This is a genomic window from Mycobacterium sp. NGS18 (assembly GCF_059813185.1).
In genome coordinates this window covers 85,784-103,014 of record NZ_JCALEC010000002.1, presented here as the reverse complement: position 1 = coordinate 103,014, position 17,231 = coordinate 85,784, and the positions used below count along the sequence as shown (strand labels likewise).

The window sequence follows — 17,231 nt, the reverse complement described above, 5'->3', positions numbered from 1 at the left end:
CCCGGTTTACTCACGAGGTCGAGGCCCGGCCGCTGGCGCGGGTCATGCTGCGGATCTGTCGGGCCGCCACCGAGAGGGTGGCCAGGTCCCGCTGGTCGGACTCGTAGATCTGGGTCAGCGTGCGCCGCGCCCGGTCCACCCGTGAGCCGTTGGTCGATTCCCATTCGGTGATTTTCTGCATCCCGTCCTCATCCGGTTCGCCGACCGCCAGCACATCCAGGCACAGCGATCGCACCGAATTGTAGATGTCGTCGCGGATCGCCAACCGCGCCAAGGCATGCCAGCGGTCATCGCGAGGCAGTCGGGCCACCGCGGTCAGCAGCCCGTCGGTACCGAGCCGATCCATCAACGCGAAGTAGGTGTCGGCAACTTCGGCGGGGTCGCGGTCGGTGATGTCGGCAACGTCGATGATGTCGAGCAGGCTGTAGCGGTACAGGCCCGTGGCGATGTCGGCGGCGAGGTCCTCCGGTACGCCCTGGGAGCGAAACTCCCCGATGTGCTTGGCCACGATGGCGGCGTCGTCGCCGCGTAGCCATTGCGACATCTGCGGCGTCAACTGGCTCATCTTTTCGGCGAACCGGTTGATCTCGGCGCCGACCGCCAGCGGCTGTGGACGATAGTTGAGCAGCCAGCGCCCGGCGCGGTCGATGAGCCGACGCAGATCCAGCGTCATCCGGTCGGTCACTGCCACCGGCAGTCCGTCGCGTTCACCGGCCTCCCGGATCCGGCGCCACAGCTCGCCCACCCCGAAGATCGCGTCGGTGGCGACGTAGGCCCGAACCGCGTCGATGAGGTCGACGCCGGCGTCCTCGGTGATCCGGAAGGCGTAGGTGATGCCGGCGGTATCGACCACGTCGTTGATCAGCATCGTGGTCACGATCTCGCGGCGCAGTTGATGCGAACGGATCTGGTGGGCGAAGCGCTGCTGCAGCTGCGAGGGAAAGTACTGCGGCAACCGGGCGGCGAAGACGTCCTGATCCGGCAGGTCAGTGGCCAGCACCGCCGCCTTGAGTGTCAGTTTGACGTGAGCCATCAGCGTCGCCAGCTCCGGTGAGGCCAGACCCAGCCCAGCCTCGGCGCGCCGGGCGATCTCCTTCTCCGAGGGCAGAGCTTCCAGCTCGCGGTTCAGGCCGCGGTCGGCGACCAGGTGCCGGATCTGGTCGGCGTGCACCGGCAACAGACTGGCGGCATTGGCGCGGCTGGTGCCCATCAAATCGTTCTGCGCGGTGTTGTCGGCCAGCACCAGCGCACTGACCTCGTCGGTCATCGAGGCCAGCAGCTGCGGCCGGTCGGCGACGTCGAGCTTGCCGACGGTGACCAGGGAGTCGATCAAAATCTTGATGTTGACCTCGTGGTCGGAGCAGTCGACGCCGGCCGAGTTGTCCAGCGCATCGGTGTTGATCCGGCCGCCGGACAGGTCGTACTCCACGCGGCCCAACTGGGTGACCCCGAGGTTGCCGCCTTCCCCGATCACCTTGGCGCGCACCTGGTTTCCGTTGACCCGCACCTGGTCGTTGGCGCGGTCGCCGACGTCGCTGTCGGATTCGTACTCGGCTTTGACGTAGGTGCCGATACCGCCGTTGAACAGCAAGTCCACGGGAGCCCGCAGAATCGCCCGGATCAGCGCAGGCGGTGTCAGCTCGCCGGTGTCCTCGTCGAGACCCAGCACCGCGCGCACCTGGGGGCTGATCGATATCGACTTCAGCTCCCGCGGATAGACACCGCCGCCCGGACTGATCAGCGACGTGTCGTAGTCGTCCCAGCTGGATCGCGGCAGGTCGAACATCCGCTGACGTTCGGCGAAGGACCGGGCCGGATCCGGGTCGGGGTCCAAGAAGATGTGCCGGTGGTCGAATGCGGCCACCAGGCGGATGTGTTCGCTGCGCAGCATTCCGTTGCCGAACACGTCGCCGCTCATGTCGCCGACGCCGACGACGGTGAAATCCTCGGTCTGCGTGTCGACGCCCATTTCCCGGAAGTGCCGCCGGACCGATTCCCAGGCACCCTTGGCGGTGATGCCCATCTCCTTGTGGTCGTAGCCGACCGATCCCCCGGAGGCGAACGCGTCGCCGAGCCAGTAGCCGTAGGACTGCGCGACCTCGTTGGCGATGTCGGAGAAGCTGGCGGTGCCCTTGTCGGCGGCCACCACCAGATAGGCGTCGTCGCCGTCGCGCCGCACCACCTGTGGTGGGGCGCTGACCGCGCGGGTGGCGTGGTCGACGTTGTCGGTGACGTCGAGCATGCCGGAGATCAGCAGCTTGTAGCAGGCGATCCCCTCGTCGCGGGTCGCTTCGCGGTCGGTGGCCGGGTCGCCGGTGGGCGCCGGCGGGCGTTTGACCACGAACCCGCCCTTGGCGCCGACCGGGACGATAACGGCGTTTTTGACCTCCTGGGCCTTGACCAGCCCGAGGATCTCGGTGCGGTAGTCCTCGCGGCGGTCCGACCAGCGCAGGCCGCCGCGGGACACGAAACCGAACCGCAGGTGCACCCCTTCGACGCGGGGCGAGTAGACGAAGATTTCGAATTTGGGGCGCGGCAGCGGCAACTCGTCGACCAGCCGGGCGTCCAGCTTGAGCGCCAAAACGTTCTGCGCACGAGCCGAATCCGCACGGGTGACAAAGTAGTTGGTGCGCAACGTGGCCTGAATCAGCGAGGCGAACGCGCGCAGCACCCGGTCGGTGTCCAGGCTCACCACCGCATCGATGCCGGCCGCGACGTCCGCGGCCGCCGCTTGGGCCTCGCGGCTGCGGGATGCCTGGGACGGGTCGAACAGTGCCTCGAACAAGGCCACCAGGGCCCGCGCGGTGTCCGGATGCTCGTTGAGCACCGACGCGATGTGGTTCTCGCTGTAGGGAAAACGCGCCTGGCGCAGATATTTGGCGTAGCCGCGCAGCACCACCACCTGCTGCCAGGTCAGCCCGGCCCGCAGCACCAGCTCGTTGAACCGGTCGATCTCGACCCGGCCCTCCCAGATCGCGGTGACCCCGTCGGCGAATCGTCGCTGGGCCGCATCCCGTTCGGCGCCGGTTGCCGGGATCTCGATGCTGGCGTGCGGCGACACCTTGAACTTGTAGATCCAGACGGTCAGACCGTCGGCGCGGGCCACGGTGAACGGGCGCTCCTCGAGCACCACCACGCCCATGGACTGCAGCATCGGCAGCAGTTGACTCAGCGAGGCGCCGTGGCCGCCGAGGAACCAGGTCAGCGGGACCGCGTCGTCTTTGCCGTAGTCGGAGACCACCAAACGGACCGAGCCGTCGGCCAGTTCCTCGACGATCGCGATGTCGTCGACGGCCTCGGCCGGGGTGACGGCCTGCTTGTAGGTTTCGGCGAAGGCCGCCGCGTAGTGCTGCGCCTGGGTCGCTGCCGGGGTTCCGGCCGCAGCGCCGATCATCCGGTCCGCCCAGGTACGGCTGGCCTCGGTCAACAGCGCCTGGATCCGCACCCGGTTGGCCTCGGAGGTGTCCACGGTGCGCGCCTTGGGATCTTCGGGCAGCCGGACCATGAAATGGATCAGCGCCCAGGGAGCTTCGCTGACCCGGGCGCTGTACTCCACACCGACACCACCGAATTCGGCGGCCAGGATGTCCTCCATCTGCAGCCGGACCGGCGTGGTGTAACGATCGCGCGGCAGGTAGACCAGGCAGGATACGAAGCGCCCGGTGCGGTCGCCGCGCAGGAACAGCAGCGCGCCGCGCCGCGAGCCCAGATCGGCGACGGCCATCGCCATGTTCAGCAGTTGCTCGGAGCTGATCGCGAAAAGCTCTGAGCGCGGGACGGTTTGGATGATGTCGAGCAGCAGCTGGCCCGGGTGGCCAGGCTCGCTCTCGGACAGGGCCAGCGCCTGACGCACGGTCCGGGAGATGACCGGGATCTCGAAGACGTCGGCGTTCATCGCCCCGGCGGTGAACAGGCCGACGAAGCGGTGCGCGACGATGTCGTCGCCGGTGTTCTCCCGGATCACCACGACGTAGGTGTGTGAACCGAACCGCATGTAGCTGGGCACGGTGGCCTGCGCCAGGGTCAGCAGATTGTCGCCGGTGAGCATGGGCCGCAAGGACTTACGCAGCCGCAGCACACCCATCCGGTCCGCGTCTTCGACCAGCACCTGCCCGTCGCGCACCACCCCGCGCTGGTAGCCCAGCAGTACGAAGTGCCCGTCGGCCAGCCAGCGCAGCAGCGCGGCCACATCGTCGCGGTCCGGCGCGGTGTAGTGACCGTGCGGGTCGGTTTCGACGTCGACGGCCAGCGCGTCGAGCGCATCGTGCATGGATTGGGAGTCGGCGGCGACCTGACGGACGTCGGCCATCACGTGCGGCAGCAGCTGTTCGGCCTCAGCCAACGCCTCGCGGCTGACCGACGGCGAGAGCTGGACGTGGATCCAGGTCTCCGAGCCGGCGGCGCCGTCCGGGGATCTCGGCTCCACACTGCGCAGTTCGCCGTCGGCATCCCGGTGCACGGTGAACACCGGCGTCATGATGCCGAGGTAGGCCACCCCCAGGCGGTGCAGCAGCACGGCGACGGAATCCACCAGCATGCCGGCATGCCCGGTGACCGCTTGCAGGGCCGGGCCGAATCCGGCCGGGTCGTCCGCGGTGTAGACGCCGACCCGGGTCTCGCCGGCCGGCCGATGTTGGGCCAGCCGGGCGTGGGCTGCCAGCAGCGCCGGGGCCACAGTCGCCGTGGCGCCGGCTCGGTCGGCGGACTCAGCGTCGGCGGCATCGTCGCCGCCCAGCGCATCGCTGTGCGGTCCGCGATGGGTGGCGAGATAGGCGGCTGCGACCCACTCGGGGATGTCGTGCGGCCGGGTGGGATCGGGAAACGTCGTCCATGCGGCTGATCGCCGCTCGGTGGATTCCGTCATCCCCACCCCTCCTGACCAAGTGTCAGTTCCGGCAGCGCCGCTACCGGACTTACCTTAATCGCGGGTGAGTCTGCGGTGGGTCACTCGATGCGGGCGCGCCGCCTCGGCCCCCAACCGTTCCACCTTGTTCTCCTCGTAGGCGCCGAAGTTGCCCTCGAACCAGAACCACTTGGCCTCTTCGTCGGCGTCGCCCTCCCAGGCCAGGATGTGGGTGCAGGTGCGGTCGAGGAACCAGCGGTCGTGGGAGATCACCACCGCACAGCCGGGGAAATTCACCAGCGCGTTCTCCAGCGACCCCAGGGTTTCGACGTCCAGGTCGTTGGTCGGCTCATCGAGCAGGATCAGGTTCCCGCCCTCTTTGAGGGTCAGCGCCAAATTCAGCCGGTTGCGTTCACCGCCGGAGAGCACACCGGCCGGCTTCTGCTGGTCAGGTCCCTTGAAGCCGAACGCCGACACGTAGGCCCGCGACGGGATCTCGTTCTGCCCGACCTGGATGTGGTCGAGCCCATCGGAGACCACCTCCCAAACCGTCTTCTTCGGGTCGATGCCCGCCCGAGACTGGTCGACGTAGCTCAGCTTGACCGTCTCGCCGACCTTGACCGTGCCGCTGTCGGGTGCCTCCAGTCCGACGATGGTCTTGAACAGCGTGGTCTTGCCGACACCGTTGGGGCCGATCACGCCGACGATGCCGTTGCGGGGCAGGGTGAACGACAGATCCTTGATCAGCAGCCGCCCGCCGAACCCCTTGTCGAGGTGTTCGACCTCCACCACCTGGCTGCCCAGCCGCGGCCCGGTCGGGATCTGGATCTCTTCGAAGTCGAGCTTGCGGGTCTTCTCGGCCTCGACCACCATCTCCTCGTAGCGCTGCAGCCGGGCCTTGTTCTTGGCCTGGCGAGCCTTGGCGCCCGAGCGCACCCAGGCCAGTTCCTCTTGCAGCCGCTTCTGCAGCTTGGCGTCCTTGCGGCCCTGAACGGCGATCCGCTCGGCCTTCTTCTCCAGATACGTCGAGTAGTTGCCTTCGTAGGGGTAGGCCCGGCCGCGGTCGAGCTCCAAAATCCATTCCGCCACATTGTCGAGGAAGTAGCGGTCGTGGGTGACCGCCAGGATCGCCCCCGGATAGGCGGCCAGATGCGCTTCGAGCCATTGCACGCTCTCGGCGTCGAGGTGGTTGGTGGGCTCGTCGAGCAGCAGCAGGTCGGGCTTGGACAGCAGCAGCTTGCACAGCGCGACGCGGCGCCGCTCGCCACCGGAGAGGTTGGTGACCGGCTCGTCGGGCGGCGGGCAGCGAAGCGCGTCCATGGCCTGCTCGAGCTGGGAGTCGATGTCCCACGCGTTGGCGTGGTCGAGTTCCTCCTGCAGCCGGCCCATCTCCTCCATCAGCTCGTCGGAGTAGTCGGTGGCCATCAGTTCGGCGACCTCGTTGAACCGGTCCAGCTTGACCTTGATGTCGCCCAGACCTTCCTCGACGTTGCCGCGGACGGTCTTCTCCTCGTTCAGCGGCGGCTCCTGCTGCAGGATGCCGACGCTGGCCCCGGGTGCCAGGAACGCGTCACCGTTGTTGGCGGTGTCCAGCCCCGCCATGATCCGCAAGACGCTCGACTTGCCGGCCCCGTTGGGGCCGACCACACCGATCTTGGCCCCCGGCAGGAAACTCAACGTGACGTCGTCGAGGATGACCTTGTCGCCGTGCGCCTTGCGGACCTTCCTCATCGTGTAGATGAACTCAGCCATACCGCGGTGTCGCCTCCTGGTCTCGCGAATTTGCTCGCCGACCATCCTAGGCGGTGGATTCACCCGCCTGTCGCCTGCGCTCAGGCCGTCAGCGCCATCCCCTCCTCGGCGTCGTCGTCGGCGCAGTCCGAACCGTCGGCCTCGTCGGCGTGCGGCGCGGCCGGCGGATTGTCCGGTCCGGCGGCGATGATCCTTTCCACCCGGGCTGCGCAGCGCGCCAGGTTGGGCCCGACCGCGGTCGCGCGCAGCTCCACCGACGATCGGCGATTGCCGTCCTTGTCCTCGTATTCACTGGTGTACACGTCCCCGACCACGATCACCGGCAACCCCTTGCTCAGCGACGCACCGACGCCGGTGACCAACCGGTCCCAGCAGGTGACCGTCAGGTACAGCGAGTTGCCGGGCTCCCAGTTCCCGTCGGCGCCGCGCTTGCGCGAATTGCTGGCCACCCGGAACTTGATCAGTTCGTGCTCCCCCACCCGGCGCCGGATCGGGTCGCTCGCGACGTTGCCGATGATGGTCAACGGAGTTTCATACATTGCACGTTTCCTTCCTGGTTGCGGCGGAGCTGACAGGCCCGCCGGTGCTGCACCCATTGAGCCCGGCGGACCCGACAACCAGGCCCGCGCAACCGTCGCCCGCAACGGCAACTGTGGAAGAAACGCGAACTGGGGACAACCTCGCGGCGAGCGGTTACACCCGCGGCTTGCCGACGCGCACCGGCGCGTTCCAGTTCGAGAAGGTCATCTGCACGGCGTTGTCGGCTCCGGAGGCGAGCTCGAGCCGAACCAGGTGATGATCGCCGGTTTCCTGAATCCAGACGGTGCACGGCGTCCGCTTGGCGGCGTGCAGTTGCGGCACGATCTTCTTCGCCGCCGCGGGCGAAACCTCGCCGGTGACCCGCACGGTGTGCACGCCGTCGACCGTTTCCCGCCCACCGACCTCGGGATCGACGAAGTTGGTCAGCAGATCGGCGAGTCCGGTGTCCGGACTGAGGATTTTCGCCGCGTCGTAGAAGTTCTCCGCCGGTCCGTAGTCGACCCACTGGCGAGACGACTGCGAGACGTAGAGATCACCGCCGAAGACCACGAACTCGACGTAGGCCGGGGCACCCCGGTAGGCGATCTTGGCGTAGCCCTTGGCCGCGGCGTCCGGCACCTTGGTCACGTCGCCGTCGAGGGCGGTGATCGCCATGTTGTCGATGTTTCCGGTCACCGACAGGCTCAGGCGCACGCTGTCGAGGCCGGCGGTGGTGACACTGGCCTCCTTGAGAATCGCCGCGGCGTCGGGCAGCGGCTCGCTGGCCTTCTTCGACGACGTGGGCGCGGCGGACGCCGAGGGCGCTGCCGACGAGGATGTCCCCGGTGCCGCGGAGGGCGGCACGGTCGTCGCGGAGGTCGTCGCAGCAACCGATGACGACGACGGAGCCGACGGGGACGGGCTGGATGAGCAACCGGCAACCAGGGCAGCGGCGGCGCTCACAACGGTCAGGACGGCTGGGAGCCTGCGCATGCCCGTCATCGTAGAGGGCACCCCCGGGCCCGGGCAGGCCATCTCGTGTCAACGAGAACGACGGAACCCGTTGGTATACGTTGCTTGCGGTGGATACCAACGGCCAGTCCGGCAGCGGTGCACACACGAACCGCAGCACATGGGCACGCGACGACATCCGGGTCTCGGACCCGAAGGCCATGCAGCGGTCGATTGCCGGAACCGCTGTCGGCAACTTCATGGAGTGGTACGACTTCGGCATCTACGGCTTCCTCGCCACCACCGTCGCGCAGGTCTTCTACCCCACTGACAGCTCCAGCGCGGTGGGCCTGATCGCCACCTTCGGCACCCTGGCGGCGGCCTTCGCGGTGCGGCCGTTCGGCGGGATCGTCTTCGGCGCACTCGGTGACCGCATCGGCCGCAAACGGGTGCTGATCATGACCGTCACGCTGATGGCGATCGGCACCACGGTGACCGGGCTGCTGCCCTCCTATGAGGAGATCGGGGTCTGGGCTCCGATCCTGCTGATCGTCACGAAAATCATGCAGGGCTTCTCCACCGGCGGCGAGTACGTCGGCGCGATGACCTACGTCAGCGAACACGCCCCGGACCGCAGCCGGGGTGCACTGACCGGCTACCTGCCACTGGGCACGCTGGGCGGCTACATCACCGGTGCCGCCGTGGTGACGCTGATGAAATCCCAACTGCCGGTCTCCGACATGCTGCACTGGGGCTGGCGGGTGCCCTTCCTGCTGGGCGTCCCGCTGGCCCTCATCACGCTCTACATGCGGTTGCGCATCGACGAATCACCGGCCTTCGAAGAGCTCGGGCAACTCAACGAGGACGACACGGCCGCGGCCCGCAGCACCGGGTGGCAGCAGTTCCAGCAGACCGTGGTCGGCCAGCGCCGAGGCCTGCTGATCTGCATGGGCCTGGTACTGGCCGAGAACGTCACCAATTACATGCTCACCGGGTACATGCCGACGTACTTCAAACAGGTCGGTGGCATCAGCGGCAGTCGCGGGCTGACCATGATTGTGGTGGCGCTGCTGCTGATGCTGGTGGCGGTGATGCCGCTGGCCAAGCTGTCCGACCGGATCGGTCGCAAACCGATCCTGTGGACGGGCAGCGTAATGCTGATCGTCGGCTCTGTTCCGGCATTCCTGTTGATCCGGCACGGCGGAAACTATCCACTGCGGCTCCTCGGCGTGCTGCTCATCGGCATGACGCTGGTCTGCTTCTACAGCACCACGCCGTCGACGCTGCCGGCCCTGTTCCCCACCCGGGTGCGGCTGTTCGCGGTGGCGATCGGATTCAACATCTCGGTCTCGACGTTCGGTGGCACCACTCCGCTGATCGCCGAGACGCTGGTGTCGGGAACCGGCAACGTGATGGTGCCGGCCTTCATCTTGGTGGGTGCGGGCATCGTCGGCGCAATCACGCTGTGGTTCACCCCGGAGGTCGCCGGCAAGCGGCTTCCGGGCTCGGGGCCGTCGGTGGCCACCGAACAGGAAGCCGACGCGATCGCCGAGGCCGGGCTACCCGATTGACGGCTCAGTGCTGCCCGAGCGCGTCACGGCGGGCCGCCTCGGCCAGCATCGCGTTGTAGGCGGCCAGCTCGGCGTCCTCGTCCCGGTCGGCGGAGCGGTCGAGCCGCTTGGCGGTGCGGCGGTCACTGCGATGCCACTGCACCAACAGCGCGATCATCACCAGCACCAGGGGCAGTTCGCCTCCCGCCCAGGTGATGCCGCCGCCCAGATGCTGATCTCCGGCCAGGTCGGTGTGCCAAGGCAGCCGCAGGCCGGCATAGAACCACTCGCCTAGCATCTTGTGCATGCCCATCAGGAACACCCCGAAGAAGCCGTGCAGCGGCAGCGAGGCGAACACCACTGCCAGCTTGGCCAGCGGGGAGATCGGCCGCGGGGTGGGATCCACGCCGATCACCACCCAATAGAAGAGGTATCCGCTGAGCAAAAAGTGCACGTTCATCGCGACGTGTCCCGCGTGGCTGCCGACGATCGAGTCGAAGAGGGTGGAGAAGTACAGCCCGTAGAAGCCGGCGACGAAGATCACCGCCGCGACGATCGGGTTGGTGAGAACCCGCGAGACCCGGCTGTGCAGCGCCGCCAGCAGCCATTCCCGCGGGCCGGGCGGCTCGCCGCGACCGGCGGCCGGCAGCGCCCGCAGGGCCAGCGTGGTCGGCCCGCCGAGCACCAGCAGGATCGGCACCAGCATCGACAGCATCATGTGCACGACCATGTGCATGCTGAACATCGCCGGCATGTAGCGCCCGGTTCCCGACGAGGTGGCGATCAGCAGGGTGGCACAGCCCAGCAGCCAGGCGGTGGTGCGGCCGGCCGGCCAGGCATCGCCGCGGCGGCGCAGTCGCAGCACCCCGACTAGGTAGACGGCCGCCAGCACCAACGCGGCGGTGCCGAAAATCACGTCGAACCGCCAGTCGAACAGGATTCGCGCCGCGGTGGGCGGGCCGGCGAGGTCGTAGCCGATCTTCACCATCGGGATCGACGGGTTGAGCACCGGCGGCGGGGGCGGCGGGGTGCGGCCCAACCCGACCGCGATACCGAACGTGACCGCGAAGACGGCGGCTTCGATCAGGGCCAGCCGGATCAGCGGTCCCCGCGCATCCGGTTCGGTCTGCAGCGCCGCTATTCCGCGGCGCCGCTGGCCCCAGCCGAGGACTCCGAGGGCGCACAGCGCGACGAACTTGGCCAGCACCAAGCGGCCGTAGTCGGTGGTCAGCACATCGGAGGGGGCCAGCCGCACCAGCGCGTTGAGCACCCCGGACACGCCCATGGCCACAAAGCACCACAGCGCCACGGTGGAGAACCGTCGCGCCGCCAGATCGGCGTGTTCCCCGCCGCGCAGCGCGTGGACCAGCAGGGCGAGCAGACCGCCGGCCCACAGCCCCGCGGCGACCAGATGGATCAGCAGGCTGTTGGTGGCCAGGTCATGGGATCCGCCGGCTGCCGAATGCCCGGTCAAGCCCAACGGGACCAGCGTCAGCAACGAGCCGGCCAGCAGCGCCGGCGTCCAGGACCAGCGCAGCACCGGCAGGCTCGCCAGGGTCAGCGCCGCGGCCAGCAGCGCGGTCCAGCGCCACGCGGATGCGGTGTTGACCAGGCCGGCCAGCGACCACGTCGTCACCGGGTCGAGGAGCTCGGACATCGGGTGGCCGGAGACATCGGAGATGGTCAGCGGAACCAGCAGCGCCGCACACACCGCCCAGGTTCCCAACGCTTTGGTGCCCAGCCGCAGCGCGCGGTAGCCGGCGGCGTCGAGCACGCCGCTGGATTGCGGGGGCACCAGAAAGGCGGCGAGCAGAAACGAACCGACCGCCAGCACCGCGGCGATCTCGCCGGCGGCCCGCACGAACGGCAGCCCCAGCGTGGTCACCGGGCCGGGGTCGGGCAGACCGGTCGCGGTCAGCGCGTCGGCCAACGCCAGCGCGGCGATCCCGGCGGCGGTGCAGCCGGCCAGGATCGCCACCCCGGCCAGCACCGGCAGGTACCGGGCCGAGCGGGCGCGGGTCGGAATCGCCGTCATGGCCCCCAGCGTATGGCGTACGCGCGAATCACTACGTAGCGAGGCGCTGCCGGGCTACCGTTCGCCGCGCGCCCGCCGGAGTCGCCGTGCCTCGGCGTCTCGGGCGAAGAACTCCCGGCGGGCGATTCGGGCGATATGGTCGGAGTCCTTCAGGATGCGTCGCAATTCGCCACGGAACGCCCTACGGCGGTCCGCTAGATCCGGGCCGTCCTGCAGCAGTTGCTGGTCGGCGACCACCTGCCGTGCGGTGGCGAACAGCAGGGTGGACACCGACTCGCTGCTGCGGATCCGCCCCTGGGCCACGTATTGGCGGCCCACACCCAGCGCCAGCTGGGTCAGCTCCTTCTCACCGATGTCGGCCGGCGCATCGCAGAGGACGTCGGCGACGATCTCGTACGCCTCGAAGAAGACCCGCAACATGACGTCGGACATCACCGGCTTCTTCTCCGACAAAATCCCGTCGATCTCGGCGCCGCCGGCGGCGACGCGGGCCTCCCAATCGGTGAACCAGGACATCTCCTCGGCGATGTTCTCGCGGAACGCCGCCGAATCGGCGAAGTAGAAGTCGAACTTGAGCAGATCGCGCAGCCGCATCGCCTGGTCCCAGAACGCGTCGAGCCGGTCGCCTTCACCGCGGCCGGCATGGGCCAGGGCCAGCTCGACGATCGAGGTCTCCAGGAAGGCGTGGATCACCGAGTTGCGGTAGAACGAGGCGGCGTGTTCGTCCTCGGGGGCGATCCGCCACACCGACTCGCGTCCGCCGTCGACCCGAGTGACCGGATGCGCGTTGGACAGCGCGTCCACTGCCGCTCGCACCCCATCCCGGGTGCGCAGCCGCAGCGCACTGGTGGAGATCGGGGTCTGCTTGCGTTCCAGGTAGTCCAGTCCCTCCTGCAGCGAATGGTGGATCTGCTCTAAGGTCAACGCCAGCCCGTGCGTGGTCAGCAGCAGCGCGGACACCAACCCGGTCGCGCTGATCGGGGTGACGCGCTGAATGCGCCAGGCCACTTCGATGGCCATCTTCTGCATCGCCAGTCGCTTGGCGTCCGGGTCGCTGGCCGCGGGCCCGTCGCGCGAACCGAGGTACTGGCGCATCGACACCGCCTCGGGGAAACGCACGTAGATCTTGCCGTAGTTGCGTTCGCCCTGCGCCTTGATGAACCGGTACAGCCAGCCGACTCCCTCCGGCGTCTTCTCTCCGCCGCGGGCATAGGCCGCGTATTCGGCCGTTTCGTGCAGCTGGTCGAAGCTGATCGAAACACCTTGCAGCAGAACATCATCGGTTCGGTCATCCAGGTAAGCGTCCGCGACGTAGGTCATCAGCCCCAGCTTGGGGGGCAGCATCTTGCCGGTGCGCGAGCGGGTGCCCTCGATGGACCAGCTCAGGTTGAACCGCTTCTCCATCACGTAGCCGACGTACTCCTTGAGCACGTACTTGTACAGCGGGTTGTTGCCGATGCTGCGCCGGATGAAGATGACCCCGGAGCGGCGCAGCAGCGGCCCCATCAAGCCGAACGACAGATTGATCCCGGCGAACACGTGCACCGGCGGCAGGCGGTTCTCCTGCATGGCCACCGGCATGACCGCACCGTCGATGTAGGACCGGTGCGAGAACAACAGCACTGCGGGATGGTTCTCCAGCGCGGTACGCAGCGCGGCGACCTGGTACTCGTCGTAGTCGATGTCGGGGTCGAAGCCGCGGCTGAGCATCCGGGTCAATACGCCGACCAAGTCGACCGAAACCCGACTCCAGCCGGTGGACAGCTCATCGAGCATCTTGCCGGCCTCGTCGAGCGTGGCACCCGGGATGTTCTTCAGCCCGTCACGAAACCGGGTGGACGCCAAGATCTCCGGCTTCACCAACCGCGGCGACTTGTACTGCGGGCCCAGGATCCGGTACTCGGCGCGCTCCAGTGCCAGCACCGCCCGGCGGGTGACGAAATGCGCGAAGTCCCGAGGATTCTCGCCGACGGTGTTCGCACTCCACTGCTCGCGTAATTCGGCGACGCTGGCCGGCTCACCGGCCACCACGCGCGCCAGCGACGATTCGCTGCTGACAATGCGCCGCTGCTGACGTTCATTGGGCCGGTAGGGATTCCGGCCGGGCAGCAGCGCGATGACCCGGGACAGCGCCGATGCCTCGGCACGTGGCATCCAGAACACCCGAACCGGCAGGACCGAGCGCTGTTCGTCGCGTTCGAGTTGCCCCACCAGCCGGGCCATGACCGCGGGCGGCCGGTCCGGGGAGATCTGCAGCAGTTCGGTACGGGCATCCGGTTGCGCGTCGCGATAGCGGTCCAGCCACCCGCGGACCAGATCACCCTCCACCGGCGTCGACACGAACGCCAGCACCAGCGTGTCGCCGGTGTCGTTGGACCCAGAGGAGTCAGCGGAGTCGGTGGCGGGTGATGTCGTCACTGCCTGCCTTTCGGGCCGGCGCTCTTCTTGGCTGGGGCCTTTTTGGCCGGGGTCTTCTTGGCCGGGGTCTTCTTGGCCGCTTTCTTGGCGGGCTTCTTCTGAACCGGTTTGAGCTCTGGCAACTCGTCGAGCGGCCAGTCAGCCAGCGTGTCCAGGTAGAGCTGACGAACCTGCGCGATCCGATCGGCCAGATTGTCGACCGTCCAATCGTCGACCGGGATCGCCGGGAACACCGCGACATCGACGGTGCCGGGGTTGGCGCTCATCGAGTCTCGGGCAGCGACCACTTCGGCGTTGCGGATCACGATCGGCACGATCGGGATCCCGGCGGCCATCGCGATCCGGAACGGCCCCTTCTTGAAGGGCCCCACCCCGGTGGTATCGACGCGGGTCCCCTCCGGGGCGATCACCACCGACAGTCCCCGCTTGGCGCGCTCTTCGACCTGGTGCAGGGACTCCACCGCTGCGGCCGCATCGTCCCGGTCGATGAACACCATCTCGGTGAGCTTGCCCAGCGGCCCGGCGATCGGGTCGCGTTCCAGTTCCCGCTTGCCGACGCTGATCCAGTTGTCACGCACCAATGATGCGGTGATCACCGGGTCGACCTGGTTGCGGTGGTTGAAGATGAACACCGCGGGCCGGGTTGCGGTGAGGTTCTCTTTGCCGATCACGTTGAGCCGCACACCATTCAGGGTCAGCAGCAGGTGCGGAAAGTACGCGGTGAAGAAATTGACGCCGCGGCGCCGGCTGCCGCTGAGCAGTCCCAGCCCGATCGCCCCCGCGCCGACGGGCACCATCGACCCCAGACCGGCCAGGTTGCGCAGCTGGCCCACCACACCGCTGCCGCGGCTGCTGAACCGCAGGATGGGCCAGCCCCGCTTGCGCGCGACCGAGGCCATCTTGCCCTCGGGATTGGTCGGGCGCGGGTTACCGACCAGATGCATCAGCGCGACGTCCTCGTCGCCGTCGGCGTAGAAGTAGCTGTCCTGCAGGTCGATGTCATGCTCGGCGGCGAACTTCTGCACGGCGGCGGCCTTCCCGGACCCCCACAGGATCGGTTCGGTCACCGCTCCGGTGAGCACGCCGTCCTCGTCGGTGACGAACGCGTTGGTGAGCATGTTGGTGATGCCCAGGAACCGCGCGACCGGCTCGACCTGAATGGTCAGCGCCGACGAACTCAGCACCACGGTGTGCCCGCGGGCCTGGTGCGCCCGCACCAGCTCGCGCATCTCCGGGTAGATCCGCTTGGCGATCTTCTGGACGAACAGCCGCTCACCGATCTCGTCGAGATCAGTGATCGAGCGGCCCCGCAACGCCGACGACGCCTTGGTGATGAGCTGTTCGAATTCGATGCGGCCGAGTTGGTGGTTGAGCCCGGCCTGGATCATCCCGAACAGCTCCAGCAGCCCCATGTCGCGGCTGCGGACTCGCTCCCGGGTCAGGATGACGGCGGTGAAACCGGCGACCAGGGTGCCGTCCAGGTCGAAGAAGGCGCCGATCTTGGGCCCGGGTGGGCTGGCGGCGATCTCGGCCACCGAACCGGGCAGCCGCATGTCCCGCGGTGGTGGCGCCTTGGTGTCGTCGGTCATGACTGGCCACCCGGATCGAACGAGGCCGGCACGCAGTGCGGCGCCGGGTCACCGGCGAGCGCCAGCACTTCGTCGAAGCCCTCGACCAGGCAGCGGGTGAACAGCTTCTCGTCGCGGACCGCGGCCCGGTCGTAGCGGACCGTGATGGAGCATTCACCGCCGCGCGAGATCAGCACCACCATCATCGCCACCCCGGGCAGCGGCCCGATCCCGTAGTGCCGCAACACTTTGGCTCCGGCGATGTAGGTGTCCCCGGGATAGAACGCCACGTTGCTGGCTTGCACGTCCGCCGCGACCACCGACTCGGTCATCTTCTCCAGCACCGGGGACGGGAACACACTCAACAGTGGCGCGATGGAGCCGATCACGTCCATCGCGGGTTCTTCACGCCGCTGGGTCATCTGCGAGCGGATCCGCTTCATCCGCTCCACCGGGTCGGCGACGCCGACCGGAGCGGCCAGGTTCACCCCGGTGAACCGGTTACCGCCGGCCGGATCGGCCTCGGCACGCAGATTCACCGGGATCGCCATCGGCAACGTGGCGATCGGCACTCCCAGCGCCCGGTGATAGCGCCCCAACGCCCCCGACAGCGCGGCCAGGTAGGCGTCGTTGATCGACCCGCCGCCGGCCTTGGCGGCCCGGTGCAGATCCGAGAGCCGGATGTCGAGCGCCTGGGTGCGACTGGTCAAGCTGCGCCGACGCAGCAGCGGCGAGGGTTCGGCCGCCTGGCTCATCACCCGCGCACCGGAGCGGGCGTAGCCGATCACCCCGGCCACCGCCGACAGCGGGTCACGCACCGTGCGGGTCGCCATCGACAGCATCCCGACCAGCGCGTCGCGGGTGCCGCCGAGCACCGCGGCCGGCAGGTGGTTGATGCCGTCGCGCATCAGGTCGCCCGACGACAGATCCTGCGGCACCGGTTGCGGCGGCATCGCCCGAGCGGGCGGGTCGCGTTCCAGGTCGTAGATCTGACCGAACATCGCGGCGCTGCCCACGCCGTCGGTGACCGCGTGGCTCAGATGCAGCAGGGTGGCGGCCCGTCCGCCGGCCAGCCCCTCCACCAGTGTCGCCGCCCACAGCGGGCGCTGAATGTCCAGCGGTGATTGCAGGCTCACCTCGGCCAGGTCGAACACCTGGCGCAGCCCCCCGGGCTCGGGAACCCGAAGCCGCCGGACGTGGAAGTCCAGATTGAAATCGGGGTCCACCACCCAACGCGGCGCGGCCGTGGGCAGCGTCGGCACCACCACCTTCTGGCGCAGCCGAAGCACCCGCCGGGAGACGTTCTCGAACAGGCCGCGGAAGCGATCCCAGTCCGGGGTGGTGTCGAGCAGTTCCAGGCCCATGATCCCCGAACGGGTGCGCGGATTCGCCTCGCCGCGGTGCAACAGATAGTCGACGGCGCCGAGTTCGGTCGGCAGACCCGCGGCGTCGACCAGGTCACCCACGTGCAGCTCCCGCGGGCTCGCGGCCCGGACCTTCCCGGTGCACCAACGCTGCGACCACCACGTTCCCCTCCTGGCTCCCAGTCTTCACGAGCACCATTCAACGCTAATTGTTTGGCTATCGCGACGGGT

At 68.3% G+C, this 17,231-nt stretch carries 9 protein-coding genes; 1 reads left to right on the top strand and 8 read right to left on the bottom strand.

The window, feature by feature from the left end:
• Positions 1-10: 10 nt before the first annotated feature.
• The 4 genes from AC5Y31_RS04085 to AC5Y31_RS04070 all read right to left on the bottom strand — a co-directional run bounded on the left by AC5Y31_RS04085 (position 11) and on the right by AC5Y31_RS04070 (position 8,107).
• On the bottom strand, positions 11-4,864 hold the full coding sequence (locus tag AC5Y31_RS04085) for an NAD-glutamate dehydrogenase (RefSeq protein WP_499978259.1): 4,854 nt from the start codon (positions 4,862-4,864) through the stop codon (positions 11-13).
• Positions 4,865-4,918: 54 nt separating this feature from the next.
• A complete protein-coding gene (gene ettA, locus AC5Y31_RS04080) occupies positions 4,919-6,595 on the bottom strand; it encodes an energy-dependent translational throttle protein EttA (RefSeq protein WP_301636503.1) in 1,677 nt (558 codons plus the stop codon).
• Positions 6,596-6,675: 80 nt separating this feature from the next.
• Positions 6,676-7,134, bottom strand: a complete 459-nt coding sequence (locus AC5Y31_RS04075; RefSeq protein WP_065025708.1) for a single-stranded DNA-binding protein — start codon at positions 7,132-7,134, stop codon at positions 6,676-6,678.
• Between the two features lie 154 nt (positions 7,135-7,288).
• The gene (locus tag AC5Y31_RS04070) at positions 7,289-8,107 is read right to left on the bottom strand and encodes an LppX_LprAFG lipoprotein (RefSeq protein WP_499978257.1); all 819 of its coding nucleotides are present in this window, start codon (positions 8,105-8,107) and stop codon (positions 7,289-7,291) included.
• Between the two features lie 179 nt (positions 8,108-8,286).
• Here AC5Y31_RS04070 and AC5Y31_RS04065 point away from each other — a divergent pair, with 179 nt between their 5' ends.
• A complete protein-coding gene (locus AC5Y31_RS04065; RefSeq protein ID WP_499978952.1) occupies positions 8,287-9,636 on the top strand; it encodes an MFS transporter in 1,350 nt (449 codons plus the stop codon).
• A gap of 4 nt (positions 9,637-9,640) precedes the next feature.
• On the opposite strand, the gene AC5Y31_RS04060 is transcribed toward AC5Y31_RS04065, so the two are convergent.
• From AC5Y31_RS04060 to AC5Y31_RS04045, 4 genes are read right to left on the bottom strand one after another with little or no spacing between them, the layout of a single operon-like run.
• The gene (locus AC5Y31_RS04060; RefSeq protein WP_499978254.1) at positions 9,641-11,650 is read right to left on the bottom strand and encodes a bifunctional copper resistance protein CopD/cytochrome c oxidase assembly protein; all 2,010 of its coding nucleotides are present in this window, start codon (positions 11,648-11,650) and stop codon (positions 9,641-9,643) included.
• Between the two features lie 54 nt (positions 11,651-11,704).
• The gene (locus AC5Y31_RS04055; protein WP_499978253.1) at positions 11,705-14,068 is read right to left on the bottom strand and encodes a glycerol-3-phosphate 1-O-acyltransferase; all 2,364 of its coding nucleotides are present in this window, start codon (positions 14,066-14,068) and stop codon (positions 11,705-11,707) included.
• Positions 14,065-15,657, bottom strand: coding sequence for an HAD-IB family hydrolase (locus AC5Y31_RS04050; RefSeq protein ID WP_499978251.1), 1,593 nt, complete (start codon positions 15,655-15,657; stop codon positions 14,065-14,067). The genes AC5Y31_RS04055 and AC5Y31_RS04050 overlap by 4 nt, the downstream gene beginning before the upstream one ends.
• A complete protein-coding gene (locus AC5Y31_RS04045; protein ID WP_499978250.1) occupies positions 15,654-17,102 on the bottom strand; it encodes a wax ester/triacylglycerol synthase family O-acyltransferase in 1,449 nt (482 codons plus the stop codon). Before AC5Y31_RS04045 ends, AC5Y31_RS04050 begins: the two co-directional genes overlap by 4 nt.
• Positions 17,103-17,231: the final 129 nt, after the last annotated feature.

What these genes read in the sequence shown, in the direction of transcription:
- AC5Y31_RS04085 (WP_499978259.1), bottom strand. Translation starts at nt 4,864, where the DNA reads ATGACGGAATCCACCGAGCGGCGATCAGCCGCATGGACGACGTTTCCC.
- ettA (WP_301636503.1), bottom strand. Translation starts at nt 6,595, where the DNA reads ATGGCTGAGTTCATCTACACGATGAGGAAGGTCCGCAAGGCGCACGGC.
- AC5Y31_RS04075 (WP_065025708.1), bottom strand. Translation starts at nt 7,134, where the DNA reads ATGTATGAAACTCCGTTGACCATCATCGGCAACGTCGCGAGCGACCCG.
- AC5Y31_RS04070 (WP_499978257.1), bottom strand. Translation starts at nt 8,107, where the DNA reads ATGCGCAGGCTCCCAGCCGTCCTGACCGTTGTGAGCGCCGCCGCTGCC.
- AC5Y31_RS04065 (WP_499978952.1), top strand. Translation starts at nt 8,287, where the DNA reads ATGCAGCGGTCGATTGCCGGAACCGCTGTCGGCAACTTCATGGAGTGG.
- AC5Y31_RS04060 (WP_499978254.1), bottom strand. Translation starts at nt 11,650, where the DNA reads ATGACGGCGATTCCGACCCGCGCCCGCTCGGCCCGGTACCTGCCGGTG.
- AC5Y31_RS04050 (WP_499978251.1), bottom strand. Translation starts at nt 15,657, where the DNA reads ATGACCGACGACACCAAGGCGCCACCACCGCGGGACATGCGGCTGCCC.